This is a genomic window from Clostridium sp. BSD2780061688st1 H5 (assembly GCF_005845155.1).
Taxonomy (GTDB): Bacteria; Bacillota; Clostridia; order Lachnospirales; family Lachnospiraceae; genus Claveliimonas; species Claveliimonas intestinigallinarum.
The window spans coordinates 1-22278 of the sequence record NZ_SPGT01000008.1 but is presented as its reverse complement, the minus strand read 5'-3'; the positions used below and the strand labels follow the sequence as shown (position 1 = coordinate 22278).

The 22278-nt window shown below is 55.7% G+C and carries 17 protein-coding genes; 1 reads left to right on the top strand and 16 read right to left on the bottom strand.

From position 1 onward, the window contains the following. Positions 1–116: 116 nt before the first annotated feature. The 3 genes from yajC to FGQ86_RS06665 all read right to left on the bottom strand — a co-directional run bounded on the left by yajC (position 117) and on the right by FGQ86_RS06665 (position 3400). Complete coding sequence (gene yajC, locus FGQ86_RS06675) at positions 117–422, bottom strand: preprotein translocase subunit YajC (protein ID WP_033125393.1); 306 nt, start codon at positions 420–422, stop codon at positions 117–119. A gap of 100 nt (positions 423–522) precedes the next feature. After that, positions 523–1656 carry a tRNA guanosine(34) transglycosylase Tgt gene (tgt, locus tag FGQ86_RS06670; RefSeq protein ID WP_033125392.1) on the bottom strand — a complete coding sequence of 378 codons (1134 nt, stop codon included), beginning with the start codon at positions 1654–1656 and terminating at the stop codon, positions 523–525. A gap of 22 nt (positions 1657–1678) precedes the next feature. Continuing rightward, the gene (locus FGQ86_RS06665) at positions 1679–3400 is read right to left on the bottom strand and encodes a peptidoglycan binding domain-containing protein (protein WP_138303271.1); all 1722 of its coding nucleotides are present in this window, start codon (positions 3398–3400) and stop codon (positions 1679–1681) included. 175 nt (positions 3401–3575) lie between these two features. On the opposite strand from FGQ86_RS06665, the gene aroC reads away from it, so the two are divergent. Beyond that, positions 3576–4679 carry a chorismate synthase gene (aroC, locus tag FGQ86_RS06660; RefSeq protein ID WP_033125391.1) on the top strand — a complete coding sequence of 368 codons (1104 nt, stop codon included), beginning with the start codon at positions 3576–3578 and terminating at the stop codon, positions 4677–4679. A gap of 12 nt (positions 4680–4691) precedes the next feature. On the opposite strand, the gene FGQ86_RS06655 is transcribed toward aroC, so the two are convergent. From FGQ86_RS06655 to FGQ86_RS06595, 13 genes are all read right to left on the bottom strand, one after another. Continuing rightward, on the bottom strand, positions 4692–6362 hold the full coding sequence (locus FGQ86_RS06655; RefSeq protein ID WP_033125390.1) for a nucleoside kinase: 1671 nt from the start codon (positions 6360–6362) through the stop codon (positions 4692–4694). Between the two features lie 43 nt (positions 6363–6405). Further along, a complete protein-coding gene (locus FGQ86_RS06650) occupies positions 6406–7185 on the bottom strand; it encodes a Nif3-like dinuclear metal center hexameric protein (RefSeq protein WP_033125576.1) in 780 nt (259 codons plus the stop codon). A gap of 4 nt (positions 7186–7189) precedes the next feature. After that, positions 7190–7909, bottom strand: a complete 720-nt coding sequence (locus FGQ86_RS06645; protein ID WP_033125389.1) for a class I SAM-dependent methyltransferase — start codon at positions 7907–7909, stop codon at positions 7190–7192. A 13-nt stretch (positions 7910–7922) separates the two neighbouring features. Next, positions 7923–9035, bottom strand: a complete 1113-nt coding sequence (gene rpoD / locus FGQ86_RS06640) for an RNA polymerase sigma factor RpoD (RefSeq protein WP_033125388.1) — start codon at positions 9033–9035, stop codon at positions 7923–7925. Between the two features lie 39 nt (positions 9036–9074). Then, entirely contained in the window at positions 9075–10850 is a 1776-nt protein-coding gene (dnaG, locus tag FGQ86_RS06635) for a DNA primase (protein WP_138303270.1), read from the bottom strand. 86 nt (positions 10851–10936) lie between these two features. Further along, positions 10937–11944, bottom strand: coding sequence for a deoxyguanosinetriphosphate triphosphohydrolase (locus FGQ86_RS06630; protein ID WP_033125386.1), 1008 nt, complete (start codon positions 11942–11944; stop codon positions 10937–10939). Next, the gene (locus tag FGQ86_RS06625; RefSeq protein ID WP_138303269.1) at positions 11941–13461 is read right to left on the bottom strand and encodes a phosphate--AMP phosphotransferase; all 1521 of its coding nucleotides are present in this window, start codon (positions 13459–13461) and stop codon (positions 11941–11943) included. The genes FGQ86_RS06630 and FGQ86_RS06625 overlap by 4 nt, the downstream gene beginning before the upstream one ends. A gap of 641 nt (positions 13462–14102) precedes the next feature. After that, positions 14103–15776 (bottom strand): amidohydrolase, encoded by a 1674-nt coding sequence (locus FGQ86_RS06620; protein WP_033125384.1) that lies wholly within the window; start codon positions 15774–15776, stop codon positions 14103–14105. Positions 15777–15779: 3 nt separating this feature from the next. Then, a complete protein-coding gene (locus FGQ86_RS06615) occupies positions 15780–16529 on the bottom strand; it encodes a gamma-glutamyl-gamma-aminobutyrate hydrolase family protein (protein WP_033125383.1) in 750 nt (249 codons plus the stop codon). Continuing rightward, the gene (locus FGQ86_RS06610; RefSeq protein ID WP_033125382.1) at positions 16522–17907 is read right to left on the bottom strand and encodes an amino acid permease; all 1386 of its coding nucleotides are present in this window, start codon (positions 17905–17907) and stop codon (positions 16522–16524) included. The genes FGQ86_RS06615 and FGQ86_RS06610 overlap by 8 nt, the downstream gene beginning before the upstream one ends. A 50-nt stretch (positions 17908–17957) precedes the next feature. Continuing rightward, on the bottom strand, positions 17958–19733 hold the full coding sequence (gene ade / locus FGQ86_RS06605; RefSeq protein WP_033125381.1) for an adenine deaminase: 1776 nt from the start codon (positions 19731–19733) through the stop codon (positions 17958–17960). A gap of 39 nt (positions 19734–19772) precedes the next feature. Then, on the bottom strand, positions 19773–21098 hold the full coding sequence (locus FGQ86_RS06600; protein WP_033125380.1) for an NCS2 family permease: 1326 nt from the start codon (positions 21096–21098) through the stop codon (positions 19773–19775). Positions 21099–21202: 104 nt separating this feature from the next. Beyond that, a partial coding sequence (locus FGQ86_RS06595) for a Zn-dependent hydrolase (RefSeq protein ID WP_138303268.1) occupies positions 21203–22278 on the bottom strand: 1076 nt, incomplete at its 5' end.

Below are 22278 nucleotides of genomic sequence, written 5' to 3'. Positions count from 1 at the left end.
GACTAACCGTAACACAAATTTCCCTTTTCTGCAAGTTTTAACCTTTTTTTACATTTTTCCGCGAATAAAAAAGAGCCGGTCACAGAAACCAGCTCTCCTGAAATCATATGATTCTCTTACTCCGCATCCGCCTTCTCTACCTGCGCAATAGCTGCCTTCTGCATGGGAATACGGCAGTTCTTGTTGCTTCCAAACTCCACGATCACGTCATCGTCTGTGATGTCGATGATCACTCCGTAGAAACCGCTTGTCGTGAGCACTGTATCGCCCACCTCCATGTCGGCGATCATGGCTGCCACTCTCTTCTGCTCCTTCTTCTGAGGACGCATCAAAATGAACCAGAAAGCGCCGATAATCACAGCATATAAAAGGATCAGTCCGATAGGACTGTTCAAAAAGCTGCCTGCTGCCAAAGTATACATAAACATTTCCTCCTAAATTACTCACTTTTTGACACTATTGTTATCATACACAATATCCGGGGTTTCATCAAGAGTTTTTTTCCGGTATATTGCTTTTTTATCACGATTTTCCGCCCTGCAGGCCCTCTAATGTCTTCTTTTTGTACTCCTTAAAGCGGCCCTCCTCGATGGCCTGGCGGATCTCCTCCATCAGATGATTGTAAAAGTACAGGTTGTGGAGCACACAGAGCCTCATCCCGAGCATCTCCTTTGCCTTCAGGAGGTGGCGGATATAGGCCCGGGAATACCTACGGCACGCCGGACACTGGCACCCCTCCTCGATGGGGCGCTCATCCAGCTCATATTTCGCATTGAAGAGATTTCTCTTTCCCTGCTTTGTGTATACGTGTCCGTGGCGCCCGTTCCTGCTGGGGTAAACACAGTCGAAAAAGTCCACGCCCCGGTCTACCGCCTCCAGAATGTTGGCAGGCGTTCCCACACCCATAAGATAGATGGGCTTTTCCTGGGGAAGATGGGGCACAACCGCGTCCAGTATGCGGTACATCTCCTCGTGGGATTCGCCCACGGCGAGGCCGCCCACAGCGTAGCCGTCCAGATCCATGTCAGCAATCTCCTTTGCGTGGCTGATGCGGATATCCTCGTAAACGCCCCCCTGATTGATGCCAAAGAGCATTTGGTGACGGTTGATGGTGTCGGTCAGACTGTTCAGCCTGTCCATTTCCCTCTTACAGCGCTCCAGCCATCTGGTGGTACGGGCCACGGATCTCTCCATGTACTCCCTGTCCGCCACGCTGGAGGGACACTCATCAAAGGCCATGGCAATGGTGGAAGCAAGATTGGACTGGATCTGCATGCTCTCCTCAGGCCCCATGAAAATCTTTTTCCCATCTATGTGAGAGTTGAAATACACTCCCTCCTCCTTTATCCTGCGCAGGCCCGCCAGGGAAAACACCTGGAAGCCGCCCGAGTCTGTGAGAATGGGCTTCTCCCAGGACATGAATTTGTGCAGTCCGCCCAGCTTCCTGATGATCTGGTCTCCCGGTCTCACATGCAGGTGATAGGTGTTGGACAGCTCCACCTGTGTGCCAATCCGCTCCAGATCCTCTGTGGACACGGCTCCCTTGATCGCTGCCGCCGTTCCTACATTCATAAATACAGGGGTCTCTATGACCCCATGTACTGTGTGGAGCCGGCCTCTCCGGGCCGCCCCGTCTCTTTTTAAAAGCTCATACATTCCGAAAATTCCTTATCTATCCTTAATAGTGGCATACAACCGGGGTTCCGGCCTGGATGTTGTCATATACCGTTCCGGCCACTGACGGGGGAAGGTTCACACATCCGTGGGTTCCACCGCCCTGGTAAATGCTCCCTCCAAAGGAGGAACGCCAGTTAGCGTCATGGAGTCCGATTCCGCCGTTAAATGGCATCCAGTATGTGACAGGTGACTCCCACTCATATGTCCCGTCCGCCTTCTTCGGCCCTCTCAGAGTTGTGTTCATCTGCTTGTAGGCGATAGAGTAGACTCCCTGGGGTGTGCCGTTGCCCTCAGCCGGGTTGCCTGTAACACAGTCCGTCTCCACCACGCACTGTCCATTCACATAAACCCACACGTGCTGGTTGGTCAGATCGATCTCCACGTAGCTGCTTCCGTAATCATTTCCCTCGTGGGAGGCGGCCCGCCTTGCGTACTGGGGCTCTCGCGTCACAGTCTCCGCGTTCTGGATATTGGCCGTAAGGGCATTGTACTCTGCCTCCTGGTCAATCTGCCAGCCGTATGTCCCGCCGGACACCTCCACTGTATTTCCCAGACTTGTGACTATTGTCCTTGTCTTCCCGTAGGTGTCGTATTTGTTCGCCAACTCCTGGATGTAGCTGCGCACCGCGTCCTGGTTAAAGGTCACATTCATACTGTCGTCCACAGTCACCCACTGGGAGATGACGGATGAATCCACCACCTCTGTGTATGGATTAAAATCATAGGTGATATTTGCTCCCAGATAGCTGTTCATGGCGTCCCTGGCAGCCGCCACCTCCGGAGAGTCAGCGGTGAAGGCGGGCATCACATAGCAGTCCTCCGCCTCCATATCCAGAGTGGACTGAAATCCGCTTATAGCTGTATTGACCGCCTCTGTAAACTTCTCTGTGTCGATCTGTGAGCCGATCACCTCGTCCTGGATCACAAACTCTGTATCCTGGAATACAGGACGGGCCGACTGGGGAGCTGTCTGCTCCTCGGGCTGCATGCACTTCAGACCCGCGATCACTTCATTTAGCTTGTCTTTATCGTATTCCACTCCCACAGAAGCCGTAATCTCCGGATGGTTCCAGAGAGCCGTGATCCACAGAAGGGGATTTTGCTTTTTCAAAAGGGTAGTGACCTCGTCTCCCTCTACATAGGTAAGGTCTATGTCGTCCCCATCGATGCTCTCTGATCCACCGTCGATCTCCTTCAGTGTGAGCTCATAGTCCTTGACCTGCTCCTCCATATAGCTCTCCACTGCCCCGGCAGCCTGAGCGGAAAACTCTGTGCCGTTGATCCTTGTGTAGAAAAAGAAGTGCCTGGTAAAGAACAGAGCCACGCCCAGATAGGCAAGCACCAGCACACCCAGGATGCCCAGAAGGACGATCAACACCTTCTTTTTTCCTCTTTTCTTTCCGCCTGTCTTTTCCTCGGGCTCCAGTTCATCCTCATCGCTCATAAACGCGTCGTCTTCGTCATCTTCTCTGTCATAAAACTCCTCATTGTCATCCAGGCGGATCACGCCGTCATCGCCGTCAAAGGGATCCTCCTCCCCCTCGCTGAGCTCCTCCTCCAGCTCCTGGAGAGAGTCTGTATCCGGCTCCTCCGACTCCTCTCCCGCCTGGACGTCCTCCGCAGCGGAGTCCTGCAGGCCATCGTAGATCTCTTTCATCGTCTCTTCGAGAATTTCTTCTGAGGAGCGCTCAATATCCTCCCGGCTGTTTTCTTTCTTGCTCATACAAATCTGCTCCCTGTCTCTATATTTATACTTATAGCTACACTTTTACACAATACGTAGTAATTATAGTGTCCCGGCTTTCTCTTGTCAACAATCCGCCTCTTGTTTATAATAAATCTTAATATATCTTAACAGGATTTAACAAACAATTTACAAAATAAAGGAGCGATGCATCATGGCAGGTTCTACACTTGGAACACTTTTCACCGTCACCACCTGGGGCGAGTCCCACGGTCCGGCCCTGGGCGCCGTCGTGGACGGATGCCCGGCAGGGCTTCCACTCTGCGAGGAGGACATACAGCGCTACCTGGACCGCAGGAAGCCGGGACAGGGAAAATTTACCACAGCAAGGAGAGAGGGGGACCGGGCACAGATCCTCTCCGGCGTATTTGATGGAAAGACCACCGGCACCCCCATTTCCATCCTGATTAAAAATGAAGATCAGAGATCCCGGGATTACAGCTCTATCAAAGATTGCTGCAGGCCCGGCCACGCAGATTACACCTTTGACCGCAAATACGGCATCCGGGACTACCGGGGAGGCGGCCGCTCCTCCGGCCGGGAGACAGCCGGGCGGGTAGCCGCTGGCGCCGTGGCGGCAAAGCTGCTGGCCGAGCTTGGCATCCATTTTACGGCCTACACAAAAGCCATCGGAGATATCAGCATCCCCGATGGCGCATATGATTTCAGTCAGATCACAGAAAATCCTCTTTATATGCCCTCCCGATCCCACGCTGAGGAGGCCGCCGCTTTTCTGGAGGACTGTATCAGAAGGCAGGACTCCGCCGGCGGCGTTGTAGAGTGCAGGATCGACGGCCTGCCCGCGGGCATCGGCGAGCCTGTCTTCCACAAGCTGGACGCCGCCCTGGCTGGAGCCGTCATGTCCATCGGCGCTGTCAAGGGCGTGGAAATAGGCGACGGCTTTGGAGCGGCCCGCTCCTTTGGGAGCAGGAACAACGATCCCTTCTACGCGGACGAAAGCGGCGTACACAAGCGTACAAACCACGCAGGGGGCACTCTGGGCGGCATCAGCGACGGCAGCGCCGTCATCCTGCGGGCCGCCGTCAAGCCCACACCCTCCATCTCCCGGGAGCAGGACACCGTGGACAGGGAAGGAAACAATCTGAAGATCTCTATCCAGGGCCGACACGACCCGGTCATCGTCCCCCGGGCTGTTGTGGTGGTGGAGGCCATGGCCGCCCTCACTGTGGCTGACCTCCTCATGATCCGCATGAGCTCCCGTCTCTCTGACATAAAAGCTTTCTACAGCGGCCGCTAGAAGCGGCCCTGACTACACCCGGAAGCATCCTCCGCCGATAAACTCCCGCAGCAGGGAGTTGGCCGGCACGAGGGTGCTTTCAATTCCCACAAAATAGTCCAGGAATTTCAGCAGTCTCTTCGCCTCCAGATATTCCCGGCAGTCCCTCTCAATTCCGAAGAGCAGGGGCTCCACATACTGCTTCAGCACAGCCAGCTCATAGATCAGAGCCGAGTTGAACATGACGTCCGCCTCCTCCTGGTAGGGGAAAATGTTCTTCTCCTCCCCTCTTCTCACAGAGGGCCACATAGCTATGGTTCTCCTGGCCGAGGAGCCTCTGGTCCTGGCATCCCTGACAAGCCGGCGGATCAGGCGGCCGTCCGTGGTGGGGATCCGGTTGTGCTCATCTATGTTGAGCTGGGTCAGAGCGCTGATGTAGATCCGGAATTTATTCTCGTCGGGCAGGGAGAGGGTCAGCTTGGGATTCAGGCAGTGAATCCCCTCGATCACAAGCACATCCTCAGCTCCCAGCTTTTTCGGCTTTCCCCCGAATTCCTTGTGCCCGGTCTTGAAATTGAAGGTGGGCAGGACAACCTCCTCCCCATCCAGGAGGCGCCTCATCTGGTCGTTGAAGAGGTCTGTGTCCACCGCCTCCAGGCACTCAAAGTCAAAATCCCCGTTTTCATCCCTTGGGTTCTCCTCCCTCTCCACAAAATAGTTGTCCACAGAGATGGGATGGGGTACCATGCCGGCGGCCCGCAGCTGAATGGACAGGCGGTGGGAAAAGGTAGTCTTCCCCGATGAGGAGGGGCCGGCGATGAGGACAAATTTGGCCTCCCTCCGGCCGGCGATCTTCTCCGCGATCTGAGCGATCTTCTTCTCCTGGAGAGCCTCCTGCACCAGCACCATATCCCGCATATCGCCGCCCTTTGTGATCCGGTCGTTGAGAGAGCCCACGGTCTCGATCCCCTGCATATCCCCCCATTTTGTGGACTCCTTCATGACCTGAAAGAGCTTGCTCTTGGGGGCAAAGGGAGCCAGGCTGCGAGGCTCCCTTCTGGAGGGCATCTGGATGACAAAGCCCTCATCGTAGAGATAGAGGGCAAAATATCGCAGATAGCCGGCCGACGGCACCATATAGCCGTAATAATAGTCCTCAAACTCATTCATGCTGTAGATGTTGACCTTGGAGACGCGGCGGTACTCAAAAAGGCGCTCCTTGTCGTGCATGCCATGTCTGCGGAACAGGGCCACAGCCTCATCCGTATGTATGGTCCTTTTGCGCACCGGCATGTCCTCCTCCACCATGGAGCGCATCCTCCCCTCTACCTGGTCCAGGAAGGACCGGGTCAGGGGGAAATCCGCATCCATGGTACAGTAATATCCATCCCCCATAGAGTAGTGGATCCTCACCTTCCGTATCCCCTCGTGGTGGGCGGCGTCGTAGATGGCCTTGACCAGCATGAGACACATGCTCCTCTTGTAGGTGCTGTGTCCGATCTCGTCCCCTGTAGTCTCAAAGACAAGACTGCAGTCCCCCTGCAGTGTCTTGTGGAGCTCCTGCAGCTTCCCGTCCACAAAGACCAGCACGATATCATTCTCATGGTTCTTCTGGAAATCCCCGGCGATCACCCTGTAGGGCGTGCCCTCCGGATACTCCCTTGTCTCTCCATCCGCCTCGATCCGATACATCTTCCGCTCCATGACAAACCTCCTGTATGCTCCGTTTTACGTCAGCGCCCTGCCGTCACACGATCTGGAAGGGATGGCGCACCGGCGCGGCCTTCACCTCCACGCCCTTCAGCCTCTCTTCCAGATACGCTTTTACATCCTCTATAAAAATGTGCTCGATCCCGTAATGCCCGGCATCAATGATGGCCAGGCCCTGGGCCACCGCGTCAATACCTGTGTGGTGGTCGATATCCCCTGTGATGAGCACATCCGCCCGCTTGTCAAGCGCCGCCTTCACCATGCTTTTCCCGGATCCCGGGGAGATAGCGATCCTGGATACCATCTGTTCCATATCCCCGAACACCTTCACAGCCCCCAGGTGGAATCGGTCCTTCACAGACCAGCACACCTCACTGAGCGGCACCGGGCTGGCCAGATCCGCCACTCTGCCGATCCCCTCCGGCTGCTCCCCCTCTCTTGTCACCTCCAGCACCTCCGGATTCTTCAGCTCCATCTTCTTTCCCGACAGCTCAGCCATCCCCAGCACATCGTAGTTGGTGTGCATGGCGTAGTAGGAAATGTCGTTCCGCACCAGCTTCAGGATGCGGGCCCCGATAAAGTCCAGATTGTTGATTCTCTTCAGGCCGGAGAAGATCATGGGGTGATGGGTCACAAGCATGTCGGCCCCCCACTGCACCGCATCCTCGATGGCCGCGTCATCCGCATCCAGAGCCACATAAATGCGCTTCACTTCCTTGTCATCTCTCCCCACAAGGAGTCCCACATTGTCCCAGTCCATGGCATAGTCGGCCGGGTAGGCCTCCTCGATCACATCCATCACATCTTTGCAAAGCATTGTCTCACTGCTCCTTTCCTTCATACACGTCCAGCGCCTCCCGGATCTCCTCCAGCTCTCTGTCTACTTCTTTTTCCCGCAGAAGGGCTCCCGGCGTCCCCGCCTTCTCCAGGCGTAGGAGGATCTCCTCCCGGATACGGCGCTCCCGCAGAAGATAATCCCGCAGTACCGGGTGCCGGCGGGCAAGGAGATCTCTGCCGTAGAGAAGCTCCACCCTGGACCAGGGCCGTGTCTCCGGCCGTCCTTCCTCTGCGTGAACCGCCTTCATCATGGGATAGTACTTCCCGTCCTCCTCCACCATCTCCTCCCGGATGACTGTATAGTCATGGCTCTCCAGATAGGCCCGAACCCGCTCGATCCCGGACTGGGGCTGGAGGATAAATTCCTTCACAGAAGCGGTAACGGAAGGGCTTGCCTCCAGAATATGTATCACCAGTCCTCCGCCCATGCCCGCTGCGATGATTGTATGCACCTCTCCGGGCTTTAATGCGGAAAATCCGTCCGACAGCCGCAGCTCGATCCTGTCTGACAGCCCCTCCGCCAGGATATGCTTCCTGGCCCTCTCAAGGGGCCCCTCATTGACATCCATGGCGATCAGCCTTACAGAGGGATCTCTTTTGGCCAGCCAGATAGGAATATATCCGTGATCCGTGCCAATATCCGCGACAGAGGCGCCCTCTGTCACAAGACCTGCCACGGCAGATAGTCTCTTTGATAGTTCCATAGGCGCCTCTTTCTTAATCCAGATAATCTCTCAGTTTTCTGCTGCGGCTGGGATGCCGGAGCTTCCGGAGCGCCTTCGCCTCGATCTGGCGGATACGCTCTCTTGTTACGTCGAACTCCTTGCCCACTTCTTCCAGAGTGCGGGCACGGCCGTCGTTCATGCCAAAGCGCAGGCGGAGCACCTTCTGCTCCCTGTCTGTCAGGGTGTCCAGCACTTCGTCCAGCTGCTCCTTGAGGAGGGTAGCCGCAGCCGCCTCCGCGGGAACCGGCACATTGTCGTCCTGGATGAAGTCGCCCAGGTGGCTGTCCTCCTCCTCACCGATGGGAGTCTCCAGGGACACCGGCTCCTGGGAGATCTTCAGGATCTCACGGACTCTGTCCACAGGCATGTCCAGCTCCTCCGCAATCTCCTCCGGGGTGGGCTCACGTCCCAGCTCCTGGAGAAGCTGTCTGGAGACGCGGATCAGCTTGTTGATGGTCTCCACCATATGCACGGGGATACGGATAGTCCTGGCCTGGTCTGCGATAGCCCGGGTGATGGCCTGCCGGATCCACCATGTGGCGTAGGTACTAAACTTAAATCCCTTCTCGTAATCAAATTTCTCCACCGCCTTGATAAGGCCTAGGTTTCCCTCCTGGATCAGATCCAGGAAGAGCATGCCTCTGCCCACATAGCGCTTGGCAATGCTCACAACAAGACGCAGGTTGGCCTCTGCCAGACGTTTCTTGGCGTCCTCGTCGCCCTCCGCCATCCTCTTGGCCAGCTCCACTTCCTCCTCAGCGGACAGAAGGGGCACCTTTCCAATCTCCTTCAGGTACATGCGCACCGGATCCTCGATGCTGACGCCGTCGGGGACAGACAGGTCGATCTTCTCCATGTCCACCTCGTCCTCGTCTGTCAGCATGAGATCCGCGTCGTCCGGGCCCTCGTCGTCATCATCCATCCGGAGCACATCGATGTTGTTCGCCTCCAGATATTCAAAGACCTTGTCCATCTGGTCGGAGTTCAGCTCCATGTCAGCAAAGAAATCGTTGATCTCTGTGATCTCCAGCACATTTTTCTTCTTTCTGGCAAGGGCCTTCAGGTCATTCAGCTTCTCCGTAAATTTTACCATGTTCTCGTCCATGCAGTGTCCATCCTCTCATTGCTTGTTTATATTTTATCCCTAATTAATAGAAATATGCAGTTTGTCCGGGGCCTGCAGCGCCCGCTTTTCCTCCATCAGCCTCTGGAGTCCGGCAATGTCTGTGGGGGCCAGCCGCCGGGCCGCCTCCTCTATGCTGTTCTCCTTCACACGGAGGATCGTCTCCCGGAGCGCCTTCTCCTGCTCCTTGACAGTGGGAAGCTCGCGGATCCTCGTGTTGAAGAGCTCCGCCACCCGCCGGTGTTCCTCCTCGTCTGTAAAGAAGTTGATGATCCGGGCCGGATTGACATCCCCCACCTCATACTGTTCGTACAGCTTCTCCGCCACAGTGCGCAGCAGATCCTCTGTAAAGTCGGCAGGGGAGATATATTTTTTGATCTGGCGGAAGATGTCCTCCCCTTCCAGCATCCAGGTGAGGAGGATCTTCTGGGATTTCAGGTGTCGGTCCTCCTTCTCCTTTTCCCGGTCGCCGCTTGTCCTGGGGCGGGCGGCTGGCTTTGCCAGTCCTCCCTCCACCGCCATGCGGGTCACCAGTTTGCGCAGATCCTGGCTGCTGACCGAGTAGGCCTTCGCCACAGCGTCTATGTAGTTTCCCCTCTCGATCTCCTCGTCAAAGGTGTTCAGCCGCCGGGCCGCCTCCTTCAGGAACTCAGTCTTTCCCTCCGGGCTTGCCATGTCGTAGTCCTTCTCCAGCATTTCCAGGTCAAACATAAAGCTGTTCCTGGCGCCCCGGATCCTCTCCTCAAAGGCCTCCGCACCCAGGTTCTTGATAAATTCATCCGGGTCCTTGTAGGGATCCATCCGGATCACCCTGGCGGTGATGCCCGCGGCCCGCAGGATCGGCGCGGCCCGCAGGGCTGCCTTCGTCCCCGCCTCATCGCTGTCGTAGGTGAGGTAGACCTCCTTCACATACCGCTTGATAAGGGAGGCGTGCCCCGACGTCAGGGCCGTCCCCAGGGAGGCCACCGCGTTGGTAAATCCCGCCTGATGCAGGGAGATCACATCCATATACCCCTCGCACAGGAGAAAATAGGGCTTCCTTGAAGTCCGGGCCCTGTGCAGGCCGTACAGATTGCGGCTCTTGTCAAAGACAACTGTCTCCGGAGAATTCAGATACTTGGGCTTGGCGTCGCCCATCACCCGGCCCCCAAAGCCGATAACACGGCTGTTGGCATCCATGATGGGAAACATGACCCTGTTCCAGAATTTATCATAGGGGCCATGCTTCTCGTCGATGGAGATGAGCCCCGCCTGGGACAGGATTTCGTCACTGTATCCCTTTGTCTTCAGGTACCGGTACAGGTCATCGCTGTACTTGTTGGCATAGCCCAGGCCGAAAGCCAGGATCGTCTCATCGCTGAGCTCTCTGTTTTTCAGATAGTCGTAGGCCGTCTTTCCCTGAGGGGCCTTGAGCTGGGCGTAAAAATATTTGGCCGCCAGCTTATTGATCTCCAGGATCCTGGCCCGCAGGTCCGCCTTCTGCTTTGCCGCCTTGGAGTACTCCTCCTCCGGAAGCTGGACCCCTGCCCGCTCCGCGAGGAACTTCAGTGCCTCCACAAAAGAATAGTTCTCGTACTCCATCAGGAAGGTAAACACGTTGCCTCCCGCCCCGCAGCCGAAGCAATAGTACATCTGCTTATCGCGGCTCACTGAAAAAGAAGGAGATTTTTCGTTATGGAAAGGGCAGAGACCAAAATAGGAGCTGCCCTTCTTCTGTAATTTTATGTAGCTTGATATCACATCCACAATGTCATTTCTCGATCTGACTTCCTCGATCACTTCGTCCGGATAATACATCAGCTGTCGTCATCCTCTTCTCTGCTTTTTTTATGGCTTTAAAATTGCCTACATTTATAATATTCGACAAAACTTCTTCATTTCCTTTAATTTTTCCATGATTCCGGGATAAAAAATTCCTGAAACTTTTTCACCGCGTAGGAGTCTGTCATGCCTGCTATGTAATCGCACACCACCCTCTCCTTCGTGTCCCTGCCCTCATCGATCATATCCAGATACTGACGGGGGATAAACTCCATATGATCCAGATACCAGCCATACAGGCTCTGGATCATGCCGATGGCCTTTGTCTCCTCCCCCTTTGCCACCGGGTTCTGGTACACATTCTCAAAGAGGAACCTGCGCAGTCCCATGGTGGCTGTCCGGATGTGTTCCGACATGATGATCTCCGGCCGGTCCATACTGTGGGTCACCACATCGTGGATCATGGTGTTCAGCCGCATCCGGGTAGTGTGCCCCAGCACGTCCGTGAATTCCGGGGGCAGATCCTCTTCCGTCAGGATACCGCCCCGGATGGCATCGTCGATATCATGGTTGATGTAGGCGATCTTGTCTGAGAGACGGACAATCTGCCCCTCCAGCGTGTGGGGCCTGCCGCTGGACTTGTGGTTCCGGATACCGTCCACCACCTCCCAGGTGAGATTGAGCCCTCTGCCCTGCTTCTCCAGGATCTCCACCACCCGGACGCTCTGCTCATTGTGCCGGAACCCTTCCGGGCACACCTGGTCAAGAGCCCTCTCACCGGCGTGGCCGAAGGGGGTGTGCCCCAGGTCGTGGCCCAGGGCAATGGCCTCCACCAGATCCTCGTTGAGACGGAGGGCCTTGGCAATGGTCCTGGCGTTCTGGGACACCTCCAGGGTGTGGGTCAGCCTGGTACGGTAGTGATCACCCTTGGGCAGAAGAAACACCTGGGTCTTCTGTTTCAGTCTTCGAAAGGACTTGCAGTGGAGGATCCGATCCCTGTCTCTCTGGAATACAGGCCGGATGTCGCACTGGGGCTCCGGTCTCTTTCTCCCTCTGGATCTGCTGCTCAGGGTGGCGTAGGGACTTAAATTGGCTTCCTCCCTGGCCTCCATCTCCTCCCGGATGTTCATGCTCTCTTCCCTCCCGTCTTGATCCTCTCCTCAATGGCCTCCACCACCGTGCGCAGGACCTTCAGTCTGGCGTAGTATTTGTCGTTGCCCTCCACCACGATCCATGGTGCGTTGGCCGTGGAGGTGCGGATCAGCATCTCGTTGACAGCCACCTCATACTGATCCCACTTCTCCCGGTTCCGCCAGTCCTCCTCCGTGATCTTCCACTGCTTCTCCGGGTTTTCCTGCCTCTCCCTGAAGCGCCGTTCCTGCTCGTCCTTGTCGATCTGCATCCAGAATTTCAGCACAATCACGCCCTCCCTTGTCAGGGTCCTCTCCATGTCATTGATCTCCCGGTAGGCTCTGCGCCACTCACTCTTCGTGCAGAAGCCCTCGATCCTCTCCACCATGACGCGGCCGTACCAGGTCCTGTCAAAGATAGTGATGTGACCGGCCTTCGGCATATCCTTCCAGAACCGCCAGAGGTAGTGGTACTGCCTCTCCACCGCGTTGGGAGACGCGGTGGGGTGCACCACGTAACCCCGCGGATCCATCTTGGCTGTGAGTCGCTTGATAGCGCCTCCCTTTCCGCCCGCGTCCCAGCCCTCGAAGCCCAGGACAACCGGAATTCTCCGTCTGTACAGCTCCCCGTGGAGTTCCCGGATACGGTTCTGCAGTACCTTCAGCTCCCTCTCATACTCCTCCCGTCCGCAGGACAGACTGAGATCCACCTTGCCCAGGATCGACTCCATCAGCTCCTTCGTCTCCGCTGCGTCCGTGCCGGGCCCTTCGTCCCTGCCGGCCCTGTCGTCCGCCAGCGAGCCCTCCACCTTTTCGATCTGCCTGGCGAGCATCTCCTCCACGATGGAATAGATTTTCACAGTGGCAAATCGCCGGTCCACTGCCTCCACAATATGCCAGGGCGCCTTCTCCGTGTCCGTGCGGGCCAGCATCTCCTCGTTCATCTCCTGGTATTTGTCAAATTTCTCGTTTCTCCTCAAATCCCCTTTTGTCACCCGCCAGGCGGTGTCCCTGGAGGCAAGAAGCCTGTCAAATCTCTTCTTCTGCTCCTTTTTATCAATGGCCAGGAAAAGCTTTATGATCACCATGCCGTCCTCTGTCAGCTGATCCTCAAAGGACAGGATAGACTCATAGGCGTCCGCCAGTTCCGGCTTTTTCACCTTTTTGTCAAACCGATCCTTGAGAACCCTCGTGTACCAGCTCGTGTCATAGATGGCGATGCGTCCCTTTTCCGGCAGCTTTGTCCAGAATCGCCAGAGGAAGGGATGGAGCTTCTCCTCCTCTGTCTCACTCTTCACCGCATACACACGGAAGCCCCGCGGGTCCAGGGCCTGTATCAGCTTTCCGATCTGCAGCCCCTTACCGGCAGCTCCAAATCCCTCAAAGGCGATCATAACAGGGATATTCAGCTCCTTGCACCTGCGCTGCAGCTTGCCAAGGCTCTTCTCCAAATGCTCCATCTTCTCTTTGTACTCTTCTTTTCCCATCTTCTTCGTGAGATCCAGCTTTTCTAACATAACGCGCCTCCCTCCTATTTTTTTCAGAATATTTTCTTTTATTATACATCATTCTCCTGTATTTAACAGACAAAATGCAAAAAGATTGCAAAACAAACACAAAAAGCCCGTACAGACTCTCATCTGTATGGGCAAAATATAGCTTCAGGTGTATGTCCGGGTTTTTATTTTGATTTTGTCTCTTCCCTGTCCCCTTTCTCCGCGCTCCCCGCAAGGGCGGCATAGATCTGGTCTACGTCATAGTCCGGGGCAAACCGGCGGGCCGTCTCACAGATGAGGCTGACCCTCTCCTCCTTGTCAGTATAATACAGTTTCTTCCCTCCGTGCAACTTTTACATAAATTTTTCATCATTTCCGGGTAATCCGGCAGATATGCCCGATACGTCAGATATGAATGGGAACCGCTTTTTGAATGATGCGGTTCAAGAAATGTCCCTTCAAGCTAGAAGGTATCCTAAGTTTACATCGTATTATGGCTTTTGTCAACCTTTTCCCCTGGCTGCCTGTAAAGGCCGGAAAACCATACTATCTCACTTGAAAATGCGCCCCGCGGATATCCGCAGGGCGCATTGTTATAAATTATCTGTTGTATTTTTTCTTTCGTCCATTTTACTATAAGCGGGTTGTTTTTCAATATTTTTTCAGGCCCGCTCGTACACCTTCTCGCCGTCAATATAGGTGGCCAGTATCTTGCTCTCCCGCAGCTCCTCCGGATCCGCGAGGGAAAAGAGATCCCGGTCCGGAATGATGAAGTCCGCCAGCATCCCTTCCCGGATCCTTCCCTTGAGGTCTTCCTCTCCAGAGGCGTAAGCGCCCTCCACGGTGTAGGACCGCACCGCCTCATAGACGGACATTCGCTCCTCGGGCCGGTAGGCGGGCCGCTCCTCCCCTGTCAGACCCCGGCGGGTCACAGCCGTGTAAATGTTGGGCAGAGGCTCACAGGACTCCACCGGGCAGTCCGTGCCAAAGGATACGTGGACTCCCTTGTCCGCCAGCGTCTTCCAGGCGTAGGAGGTGTCTGCCATGTCCCCGGTCCTCTGCCTCACGATGTGCATGTCGTAATCAATGAAGATGGGCTGCACAAGAGCCATGACGTCCTGCTTCCTGAAACGATCCAGAAGCTCCCCGTCCGTGATCTGCACATGGACGACCCCATCCCGGAATGACTCTTCCGGCTTTCTGTTTTTCTTATCCCTCTCCAGAGCGTCCAGCACCATCTCGATGGTTCGATCCCCAATGGCATGAACCAGCACGGGATAGCCCAGGTCGTGGGCTGTCTTCACCAGCTCATCCAGCTGTTCCTCCGTGAAGATAGTAAGGCCGCAGGTGGAGGGATCGTCTGCGTAGGGACGGCGCAGCCCCGCTGTCCTTGCTCCCAGGGAGCCGTCGCCCAGCAGCTTGATTCCTGTCACCCGCAGATGATGGTCCCCCCCGCCGTACCGGAAGCCATCCTCGTAGTACTTTCGTATCAGCTCCGGTCTCTGGCGCAGGCTCTGCTGGCAGATGCGGATCTTCAGCTCTCCCCTCTCCAGCAGATCCCGGTAGACCGAGAAGAGCAGGTGATAATCCTCATCAGGCATAAAACCGATGTCGTCCGTGTGTATGGTGGCAAGCCCGTAGGACAGGGCCTCCTCCTGCCCCTTCAGGATAATATCCTCCAGGATCTCCCGGTTCAGGATGTGAACCTGGCTTCTGATACGGTCCAGCACCTTTTCCCGGAAGATACCCAGAGGCTCTCCCGCCTCGTCTGTGAGGGCGAATTCCCCCAGCTCCTGCACCTTCTCCTTTGTCAGCCCCAGGAGCCGCATGCCGGCAGAGCTTAAGACGCCCACATGCTCACACACCCGCAGAGCGATGACCGGCCGGTCTCCCACTGCCGCATCCAGATCCTTCGCCGTAGGGAACCGCTTCTCCCCTTTGGTGAAATAGTCCTGGTTCCAGCCTGTGGCCTCCAGCCAGGCGTTTTCATCCGTCCTGGCATCCGGTCCGCAGGATCCCCGCTGGCCGATGCTGTCGCGGAGGCACTGCTGTATCATCTCTATGCTGTCACAGCCGTTTAAGTCCACATTGATGAAATGCTTGGAAAATCCCACAAAGTGCATGTGGGAGTCCTGGAAGGCAGGGAGCACGCTCCTCCCGGAAAGATCTGTGAACGTCACACTCTCCCCCTCCGACTCCAGCCGCCGGGCGTATTCCTGCGCTTCCTCCCGGCTACCCACAAAGGTGAACACCCCGTCCCGGACAGCAAATGCCTCGGCCTTCGGCCTGTCCTCATCCATGGTTGTCACAGCCGCGTTCGTAAATATCTCTGTCATTCTTTACCGCTTCCCTTCCAAAGAGACACATTGTTCGATCAGCTTCCTAAAAATACCAAGCTGCTCCTTGTTTCCGCAGGATGCCATCATCTCCGGGTGCCACTGCACGCCCATGACAAACTGGCCCTCCTCCATGTACTCCGCAGCCTCCACGATGCCGTCAGATGCCGTGGCCGTCACTGTCAGCCTGGGGGACACATCCTTGACAGCCTGGTGGTGCCAGGAGTTGACAAACGTCCCGTCCGGAAGGAGCCCGGCAAGGACACTGTCCTCCTTGATCCGGATCCTGTGGGTACCCTGGTAGCGCTCCGTATTCTGGGTATGCTTGATGCAGTGCTCCCTCTGAGAGGGGATGTCCTGGTAAAGCGTCCCGCCAAAGCAGATATTGATGATCTGCAGGCCCTTACAGATGCCAAGTACAGGCTTTTTCTCCTCCAGAGCGGCTTTAAAGAGCTCCATATCGTAGACATCGATCTCCCGCATGGAGTATCCCTGGCCCTGGATGCCCTCCTCTCCGTAGAGAATGGGATCCACATCCGCCCCTCCTGACAGGACGATCCCGTCGCAGAGCCGGGCATGAGAACGAATCACCTCCGGATCATCGCTGACCGGCAGGAGCAGGGGGATCCCCCCTGCCCGCTCCACGCTGGAGGTGTAGTCCGTGTGTATGTACTGCCGCAGGTTCCCTGTAAAGACTCCGTCATTTTCGATGGGAGTTAAATTTCCCGATATTCCGATCACCGGCCTACGCATGTTCCTTCTCCTCCTCGCCATATTTCTTTCTAAAGTAAAGATAGAAAAAGATGCCAACTACCGGGACGATCAGTCCGGTCAGGGCAGTCACCGGATCCTCCATCAGGTTGTTCACCATCAGCCCCACAAAGAGGATGACTGTGATGACAACAGATACCGGATAGAGCCATACCTTGTAGGGCCGCTCCAGATCCGGATATTTTCTCCTGTAGACAAACACCGCTGTCACCGCCAGACAGTTGAACAGCATGCCGCAGAATACCACAAGTGAGGTGAGCTGATCCAGATTCCGCAGGCATACAAGGATGATGGAAATGATCATCTGAGAGATCAGGCTGGCTGCCGGAACGCCGTTTTTGTTCAGTGTGCCCAGCTTTTTGAAGAAGATCTTCTCAGCGGACATGGCATAGTAAATACGTGAGAAAGCCAGGACCATGCCGTTTAAGCAGTTGAACATGGCCAGCAGCATACCGATAAGAACGATGATCTTTCCGGCAACACCAAAGAGTCTCTCCGCCACTGTGGTTCCCAGATACAGGCTGCCGCTCTCGATCATGCTCTTCGCCTCGTCCAGGGGGATCACCCGCAGCAGCGAGTAGTTGAACAGGGCATAGAAAATGGCAACGCCGCCGATTCCCAGGATAATGGCAAGAGGCAGGTTTCTCTTGACGTTCTTGATCTCCTCCGCCACTGCGTTCAGGTTGGTCCAGCCCTCATAAGCCCAGAGAGAGGCCACTGTGGCAAAGGCGATCATGCCGAAGACAGAGCCCGCTGTCAGCGGTGATCCGTCCGGGGCCGAGGCCGGCACCGGATTTAAGTCCGGCGTCTGGTTGCCCAGCACAAGAGCTCCAATCATGATGATAAAAATGGGGAGCAGCTTGGCCACCATGAAAAATGTCTGCAGGTTGGACGCCCCCTTTACCCCTCTCAGGTTGAAGAGCGTCAAAAGCACGATCAACGCGATGGCGATCAGCTTAATGTGAAGCTGGGTAAGCCCGGGGATAAAGTCCACGAGAGCTGTCGGGATGGCCACCGCGATGGCTGCGATGGAGCCGGAGCTGGCCAGGATCCACTGGGTAAACCCGTACATAAATCCAAGTACCGGGTGGTAGGCCTTGCTCAGATATACAAGCTGCCCTCCCGCCTTCGGGTCAGAGGCTCCCAGCTCCGCAAAGCACAGGCCGCCCAGCAGGGACACAAGGCCGCCCAGCAGCCAGCAGATCAGGGCCAGTCCCAGACTGTAGTTAGAGCGCTGGAGCACATAGGATCCCAGGTAGAAAATACCGGAGCCGATCATAATGCCGCAGATGACGCTCATACCGCCGAACAGGCCGATCTCCTTCTTAAATTCTCCGTTTCCGGATTTTTTCTGTTTCATAATCTTTCATTCCTCCAATAACCAGAATTTGTATCGTACATGCAGACTGATCACGCAAACAGGGGGATCAGTTCCTTTTTCAGCACGTCCACCATTCCCAGATCGGACATTTTTACCTTGGGAATGACAGGAAGGGCCAGTGTTACAATTCGCAGGAGCGGATTCTCAAGCCCTGTAAGCCCCAGCTCCCTGTTAGCCTCCTTCATGGCCTGGCTGTCCTTTGCCAGCTCCGCGGCGTCTTTCAGGGAAATAAGCCCTGCCAGGGGCAGCTCAAGCACATGGAGCAGACGTCCGTCCTTGACCGCACTCATACCGCCTCCGCACTGGATCAGCGCCTTTGCCGCTGCCAATGCATTTGCCGCGCTGTCGTAGACAACGGTCAGGTTGTGGCTGTCATGGGACACTGTGGATGCCAGGGCGCCGCAGGTCGTCCCAAAGCCCTTCACAATACCTAAGCCGATGGTGTCATGGCCTTTATGCCTGTTTACCACAGCCACGAATTTGAGATCCTCTCCCTCCAGGCATACATACCCGTCCTTCACCGGCAGCTGGGCTGTGGTCAGCTCTGTGGAGGAGAGATGGATATCCGGGTACTCCATCACATTGACTGTCACCGTTCCGTTTTCCACCGGAGCCTTGATCCGGAAATCCTCCTCCGTCAGCTCTCTCACATACATGGTGTTAACCTTTTCCAGAGGATACTCTCTATCCTCGATGGGCACAGACATCTGTCCCATCTCGGCCACCAGCTTTCCGCCGAAAAATACATAGTCCGGCTTCAGCTCCCTTAAATCGCTCACAATGAGCATGTCCGCCACATATCCCGGGGCAATGGCTCCCAGGTTCTCAAGGTGGATCTCTCTTGCCGTGTTAAAGGTGGCGCTCTTGATGGCTGTCACCGGGTCCATGCCGCTTCGGATGGCCGTTCTGACCACATCGTTCATGTGGCCCACGTGCAGGATGTCATCCGCCTCCCTGTCGTCTGTACAGAGACAGAAATGGTCAAAGAACCGGACGCCTTTCACGCCCTCCCAGATCTCCTCCACATTTTTCGTGATAGAGGACTCTCTGGCGTCCACAAACATACCGCTGCGAAGCTTCTCCAGCGCCTCATAGCGCTCCCTGGACTCATGGCAGGTATTGGGGCCGCCGCAGAGGTAAGCTGACAGCATCCTTCCGGAGACAGAAGGGGCGTGTCCCTGCAGGTACAGTCCTTTTTTGTCCATCACGTCAATAATGTCCATCATCCGGTCTTCCCCGTGTATCACGGCCAGGAAATCCATCACCTCAGCCAGGCCGATAACCCGGTCCATGGAGGACAGCTCCTCGATCTGTCCGGCAAAAAATTCCGCTCCAGCATTCTCCAGTCCCGGCACCGCCGGCACGCAGCTGGGAATATCGATGAGCTGCCGCATAGGCAGGTCATCTCCCGCCTCGTGCATGTAGCGCACTCCCTCCATGCCGCACACATTAGCGATCTCGTGGGGGTCTGTGACAACTGTAGTCGTCCCGTGAGGGATCACCCCTTTGGCAAAATTCCTGGGAGTCATCATCGAGCTCTCAATGTGCTCGTGGGCGTCGATAAAGCCGGGAATCAGATACCTTCCTCCCCCGTCCACCACTTCTTTTGCCTTGTCCAGCTCCGTCCCGGGATTTTTGTATTCCACATGGGCGATCATCCCGTCATAGACAAATACATCCGCAGGATAAATTTCCCCTGTGATCACATTGACAAGCTGCACATTGGTGATGGCCAGATCGCTGTCGATCTCGCCAAGGGCTGCACGGAGCAGCTCCTTTTTATTTTTCGGTTGAATTTTCATCATATACCGCCTTTCTGCAGACTACCGGTCTGCCGCTCTTCCTTATGAGAGGAAATACAGGATCAGTGGGATGCACAGGACATAGAGAAATGGATGTACCTCCTTCCATCTGCCCGTCAGCAGCTTGATCACTCCGTGAGCGATAATGCCGGCAGAAATACCGCCTGCAATGGATCCTGTGAAGATCGTGAACATGATCATGACAAAGGGGCCAAATGCCTCTGTAAAATCAGAGAAGTCGATATTCTGGATGCCCTGGATCATGAGGAAGCCGACAAAGATGAGGGCCGGTCCTGTGGCCGCGTTGGGGATCATCAGCACAAGGGGTGACAGGAACACCATCAGAGCAAAAATGATAGCTGTGATCACACTGGCAAAGCCTGTGCGTCCGCCCGCCTCCACTCCGGCGCTGGACTCCACAAAGGTGGTCACTACCGTGTTACCTGTACATGCTCCCACGCAGGTTCCAATGGCATCCACGAGGAAGGGCTTCTGGATATTCGGCAGGTTTCCATTCTCATCCAGCATACCTGCCTTAGCTCCCACACCGAGAACCGTTCCCAGGGTGGAGAAGAAGTCTCCGCAGAAGGACACAAAGATCAGCGGGATAGCGGAGAAGGAGAGCACCTCCTTAAAGTCAAAGGCAAACATCAGATTGCCAAGCCCGTCAAAATCCGGCACCTTTGCCAGCGTCTCCGGAACCGTCGTCACTCCGAGAGGAATGCCCAGCACCGTGACCGCCACAATTCCGATGAGGATGGCCCCTGTTACCTTGCGTGCTGTCAGCACCGCGATCAGTATCAGACCGAAAATGGCCAGGTACACAGAGGGCTGTTTGAAATCACCCTGGCTGATGCCATCCACAAATGTGCCGATCCCACTGTTCTTAAATCCAAGATAGGCGATATAAAATCCAATGGCCGTGCTGATGGCAATCTTCAGGTTTTTGGGGATTGTCTTTACAATGAGATCCCGCACACCGAACACGGTGAGCAGCACAAAGATCGCTCCTGAAATCAGGATCAGTGACATGATGCCGCCGAAGGAAATAGCCCCCGCGATCAGCATAGCGCCGAACATGGCATTATTTCCCATCCCGGTGGAAAGGGCAAATGGCATATTGGCATAGAGCGCCATAAAAAGCGTGATGACAGCGCTGACAAGAGCGCAGGTGACAAGGATGGCCTCCTTGGTGATCATCACCCCGTTGGTGTCAATGACATAGTCGGCATCCCCCACCATAAGGCTCGGCTGTACGACCAGAATGTACGCCATCGTCATAAATGTAGTGATACCAGCTATTGTCTCCACTTTGAAGCTTGTTCCCCGCTCCTGAAAGCGAAAGAAGCTGCTGATTTTTTCTTTCATTAGTTACCTCCTCTTACTCTTCTTTTCTGTGATACTATATTTTATCCTCCCTGAGGGCCGCTCATACCGGCTCTGTCCGAAGGCTAAAACCATTTCTTTATCCCTTACAGGTATTCTTTACAGGCTGCTGTCTCCCTTATCATCTCCATGAGCACCTGGGCTCCTGCCCCGCAGTCCTCCGGCAGAGTGTACTCCTCCTTCCGGTGGGAGTATCCTCCCTGGGATGGCACAAAGATCATGCTGACAGGACAAAGTCCTCCAAAATTCATGCTGTCGTGGCCCGCGCCGCTCATGATCCGGCACCGGGAATAGCTGTTTCTGTCACAGATCTCCTCCATCCTCTTTTTCAGCTCTTCATCGCAGACTGTTCCGGGCAGCGACTGATCCAGCGCTCTTGTGATCCTGACATGCTCCTGTTCTTCCAGAGTCGCCTCAAAGCGCTCCATCTCTCCCATGACATCCCGTATATCCTCGTCCCGGACACTGCGGATGTCCAGGGAAAAACGAGCTTCCCCACAGATAATGTTGCAGGTCCCGGGACGCACCTCTATGCGCCCCACTGTAGCCACGCAGTCCTTCCTCGCCCTGGCCAGCTCTGTCACCCGCAGGATCCATCTGCTCATGGCCGGGACCGGATCTGACCGCCCGCTCATGGGCGTGGCTCCCGCGTGGGCGCTGCTCCCGGCAATGGTCACTGTGTACCGCTCCAGTCCCGCAATTCCCTCCACAACGCCGATCTGGCAGCCTCCCTTTTCCAGAACCTGCCCCTGCTCAATGTGAAGCTCCAGCATGGCTTTTATCCGATCCACCCTGCAGGTATCCAGTTCTTCCGGGGAAAGCCCGTAGGATCTCATAGCGTCGCGCAGGGAGACGCCGTCCCCATCTTCAGACGCCAGCCCCTCTGGCAGTACCTTCCCGCAGATAGCCTTGCTCCCGATCATGCCGTACCCAAACCGGTTGCCCTCCTCGTCCTTAAAGCCCACCACCCACACAGGGCAGCCTGGCACATATCCGCCTTCTCTCAGCGTCTGCACTGCCTCGATAGCTCCCAGCAGTCCCAGGCACCCGTCAAATTTTCCTCCCTGCAGAACTGTATCGTAGTGGAGGGTGTCCCAAAAGTCACGAAGTGACTGAAAGGACACCCGACTATAAAAAAGGAGAACGGTTACCACGCCGTTCT

What these genes read in the sequence shown, in the direction of transcription:
- FGQ86_RS06655 (WP_033125390.1), bottom strand. Translation starts at nt 6,362, where the DNA reads ATGGAGCGGAAGATGTATCGGATCGAGGCGGATGGAGAGACAAGGGAG.
- tgt (WP_033125392.1), bottom strand. Translation starts at nt 1,656, where the DNA reads ATGTATGAGCTTTTAAAAAGAGACGGGGCGGCCCGGAGAGGCCGGCTC.
- FGQ86_RS06630 (WP_033125386.1), bottom strand. Translation starts at nt 11,944, where the DNA reads ATGAACATCCGGGAGGAGATGGAGGCCAGGGAGGAAGCCAATTTAAGT.
- yajC (WP_033125393.1), bottom strand. Translation starts at nt 422, where the DNA reads ATGTATACTTTGGCAGCAGGCAGCTTTTTGAACAGTCCTATCGGACTG.
- FGQ86_RS06600 (WP_033125380.1), bottom strand. Translation starts at nt 21,098, where the DNA reads ATGAAAGAAAAAATCAGCAGCTTCTTTCGCTTTCAGGAGCGGGGAACA.
- ade (WP_033125381.1), bottom strand. Translation starts at nt 19,733, where the DNA reads ATGATGAAAATTCAACCGAAAAATAAAAAGGAGCTGCTCCGTGCAGCC.
- FGQ86_RS06650 (WP_033125576.1), bottom strand. Translation starts at nt 7,185, where the DNA reads ATGCTTTGCAAAGATGTGATGGATGTGATCGAGGAGGCCTACCCGGCC.
- FGQ86_RS06610 (WP_033125382.1), bottom strand. Translation starts at nt 17,907, where the DNA reads ATGAAACAGAAAAAATCCGGAAACGGAGAATTTAAGAAGGAGATCGGC.
- FGQ86_RS06620 (WP_033125384.1), bottom strand. Translation starts at nt 15,776, where the DNA reads ATGACAGAGATATTTACGAACGCGGCTGTGACAACCATGGATGAGGAC.
- aroC (WP_033125391.1), top strand. Translation starts at nt 3,576, where the DNA reads ATGGCAGGTTCTACACTTGGAACACTTTTCACCGTCACCACCTGGGGC.
- FGQ86_RS06665 (WP_138303271.1), bottom strand. Translation starts at nt 3,400, where the DNA reads ATGAGCAAGAAAGAAAACAGCCGGGAGGATATTGAGCGCTCCTCAGAA.
- FGQ86_RS06625 (WP_138303269.1), bottom strand. Translation starts at nt 13,461, where the DNA reads ATGTTAGAAAAGCTGGATCTCACGAAGAAGATGGGAAAAGAAGAGTAC.
- rpoD (WP_033125388.1), bottom strand. Translation starts at nt 9,035, where the DNA reads ATGGACGAGAACATGGTAAAATTTACGGAGAAGCTGAATGACCTGAAG.
- FGQ86_RS06645 (WP_033125389.1), bottom strand. Translation starts at nt 7,909, where the DNA reads ATGGAACTATCAAAGAGACTATCTGCCGTGGCAGGTCTTGTGACAGAG.
- dnaG (WP_138303270.1), bottom strand. Translation starts at nt 10,850, where the DNA reads ATGTATTATCCGGACGAAGTGATCGAGGAAGTCAGATCGAGAAATGAC.
- FGQ86_RS06615 (WP_033125383.1), bottom strand. Translation starts at nt 16,529, where the DNA reads ATGCGTAGGCCGGTGATCGGAATATCGGGAAATTTAACTCCCATCGAA.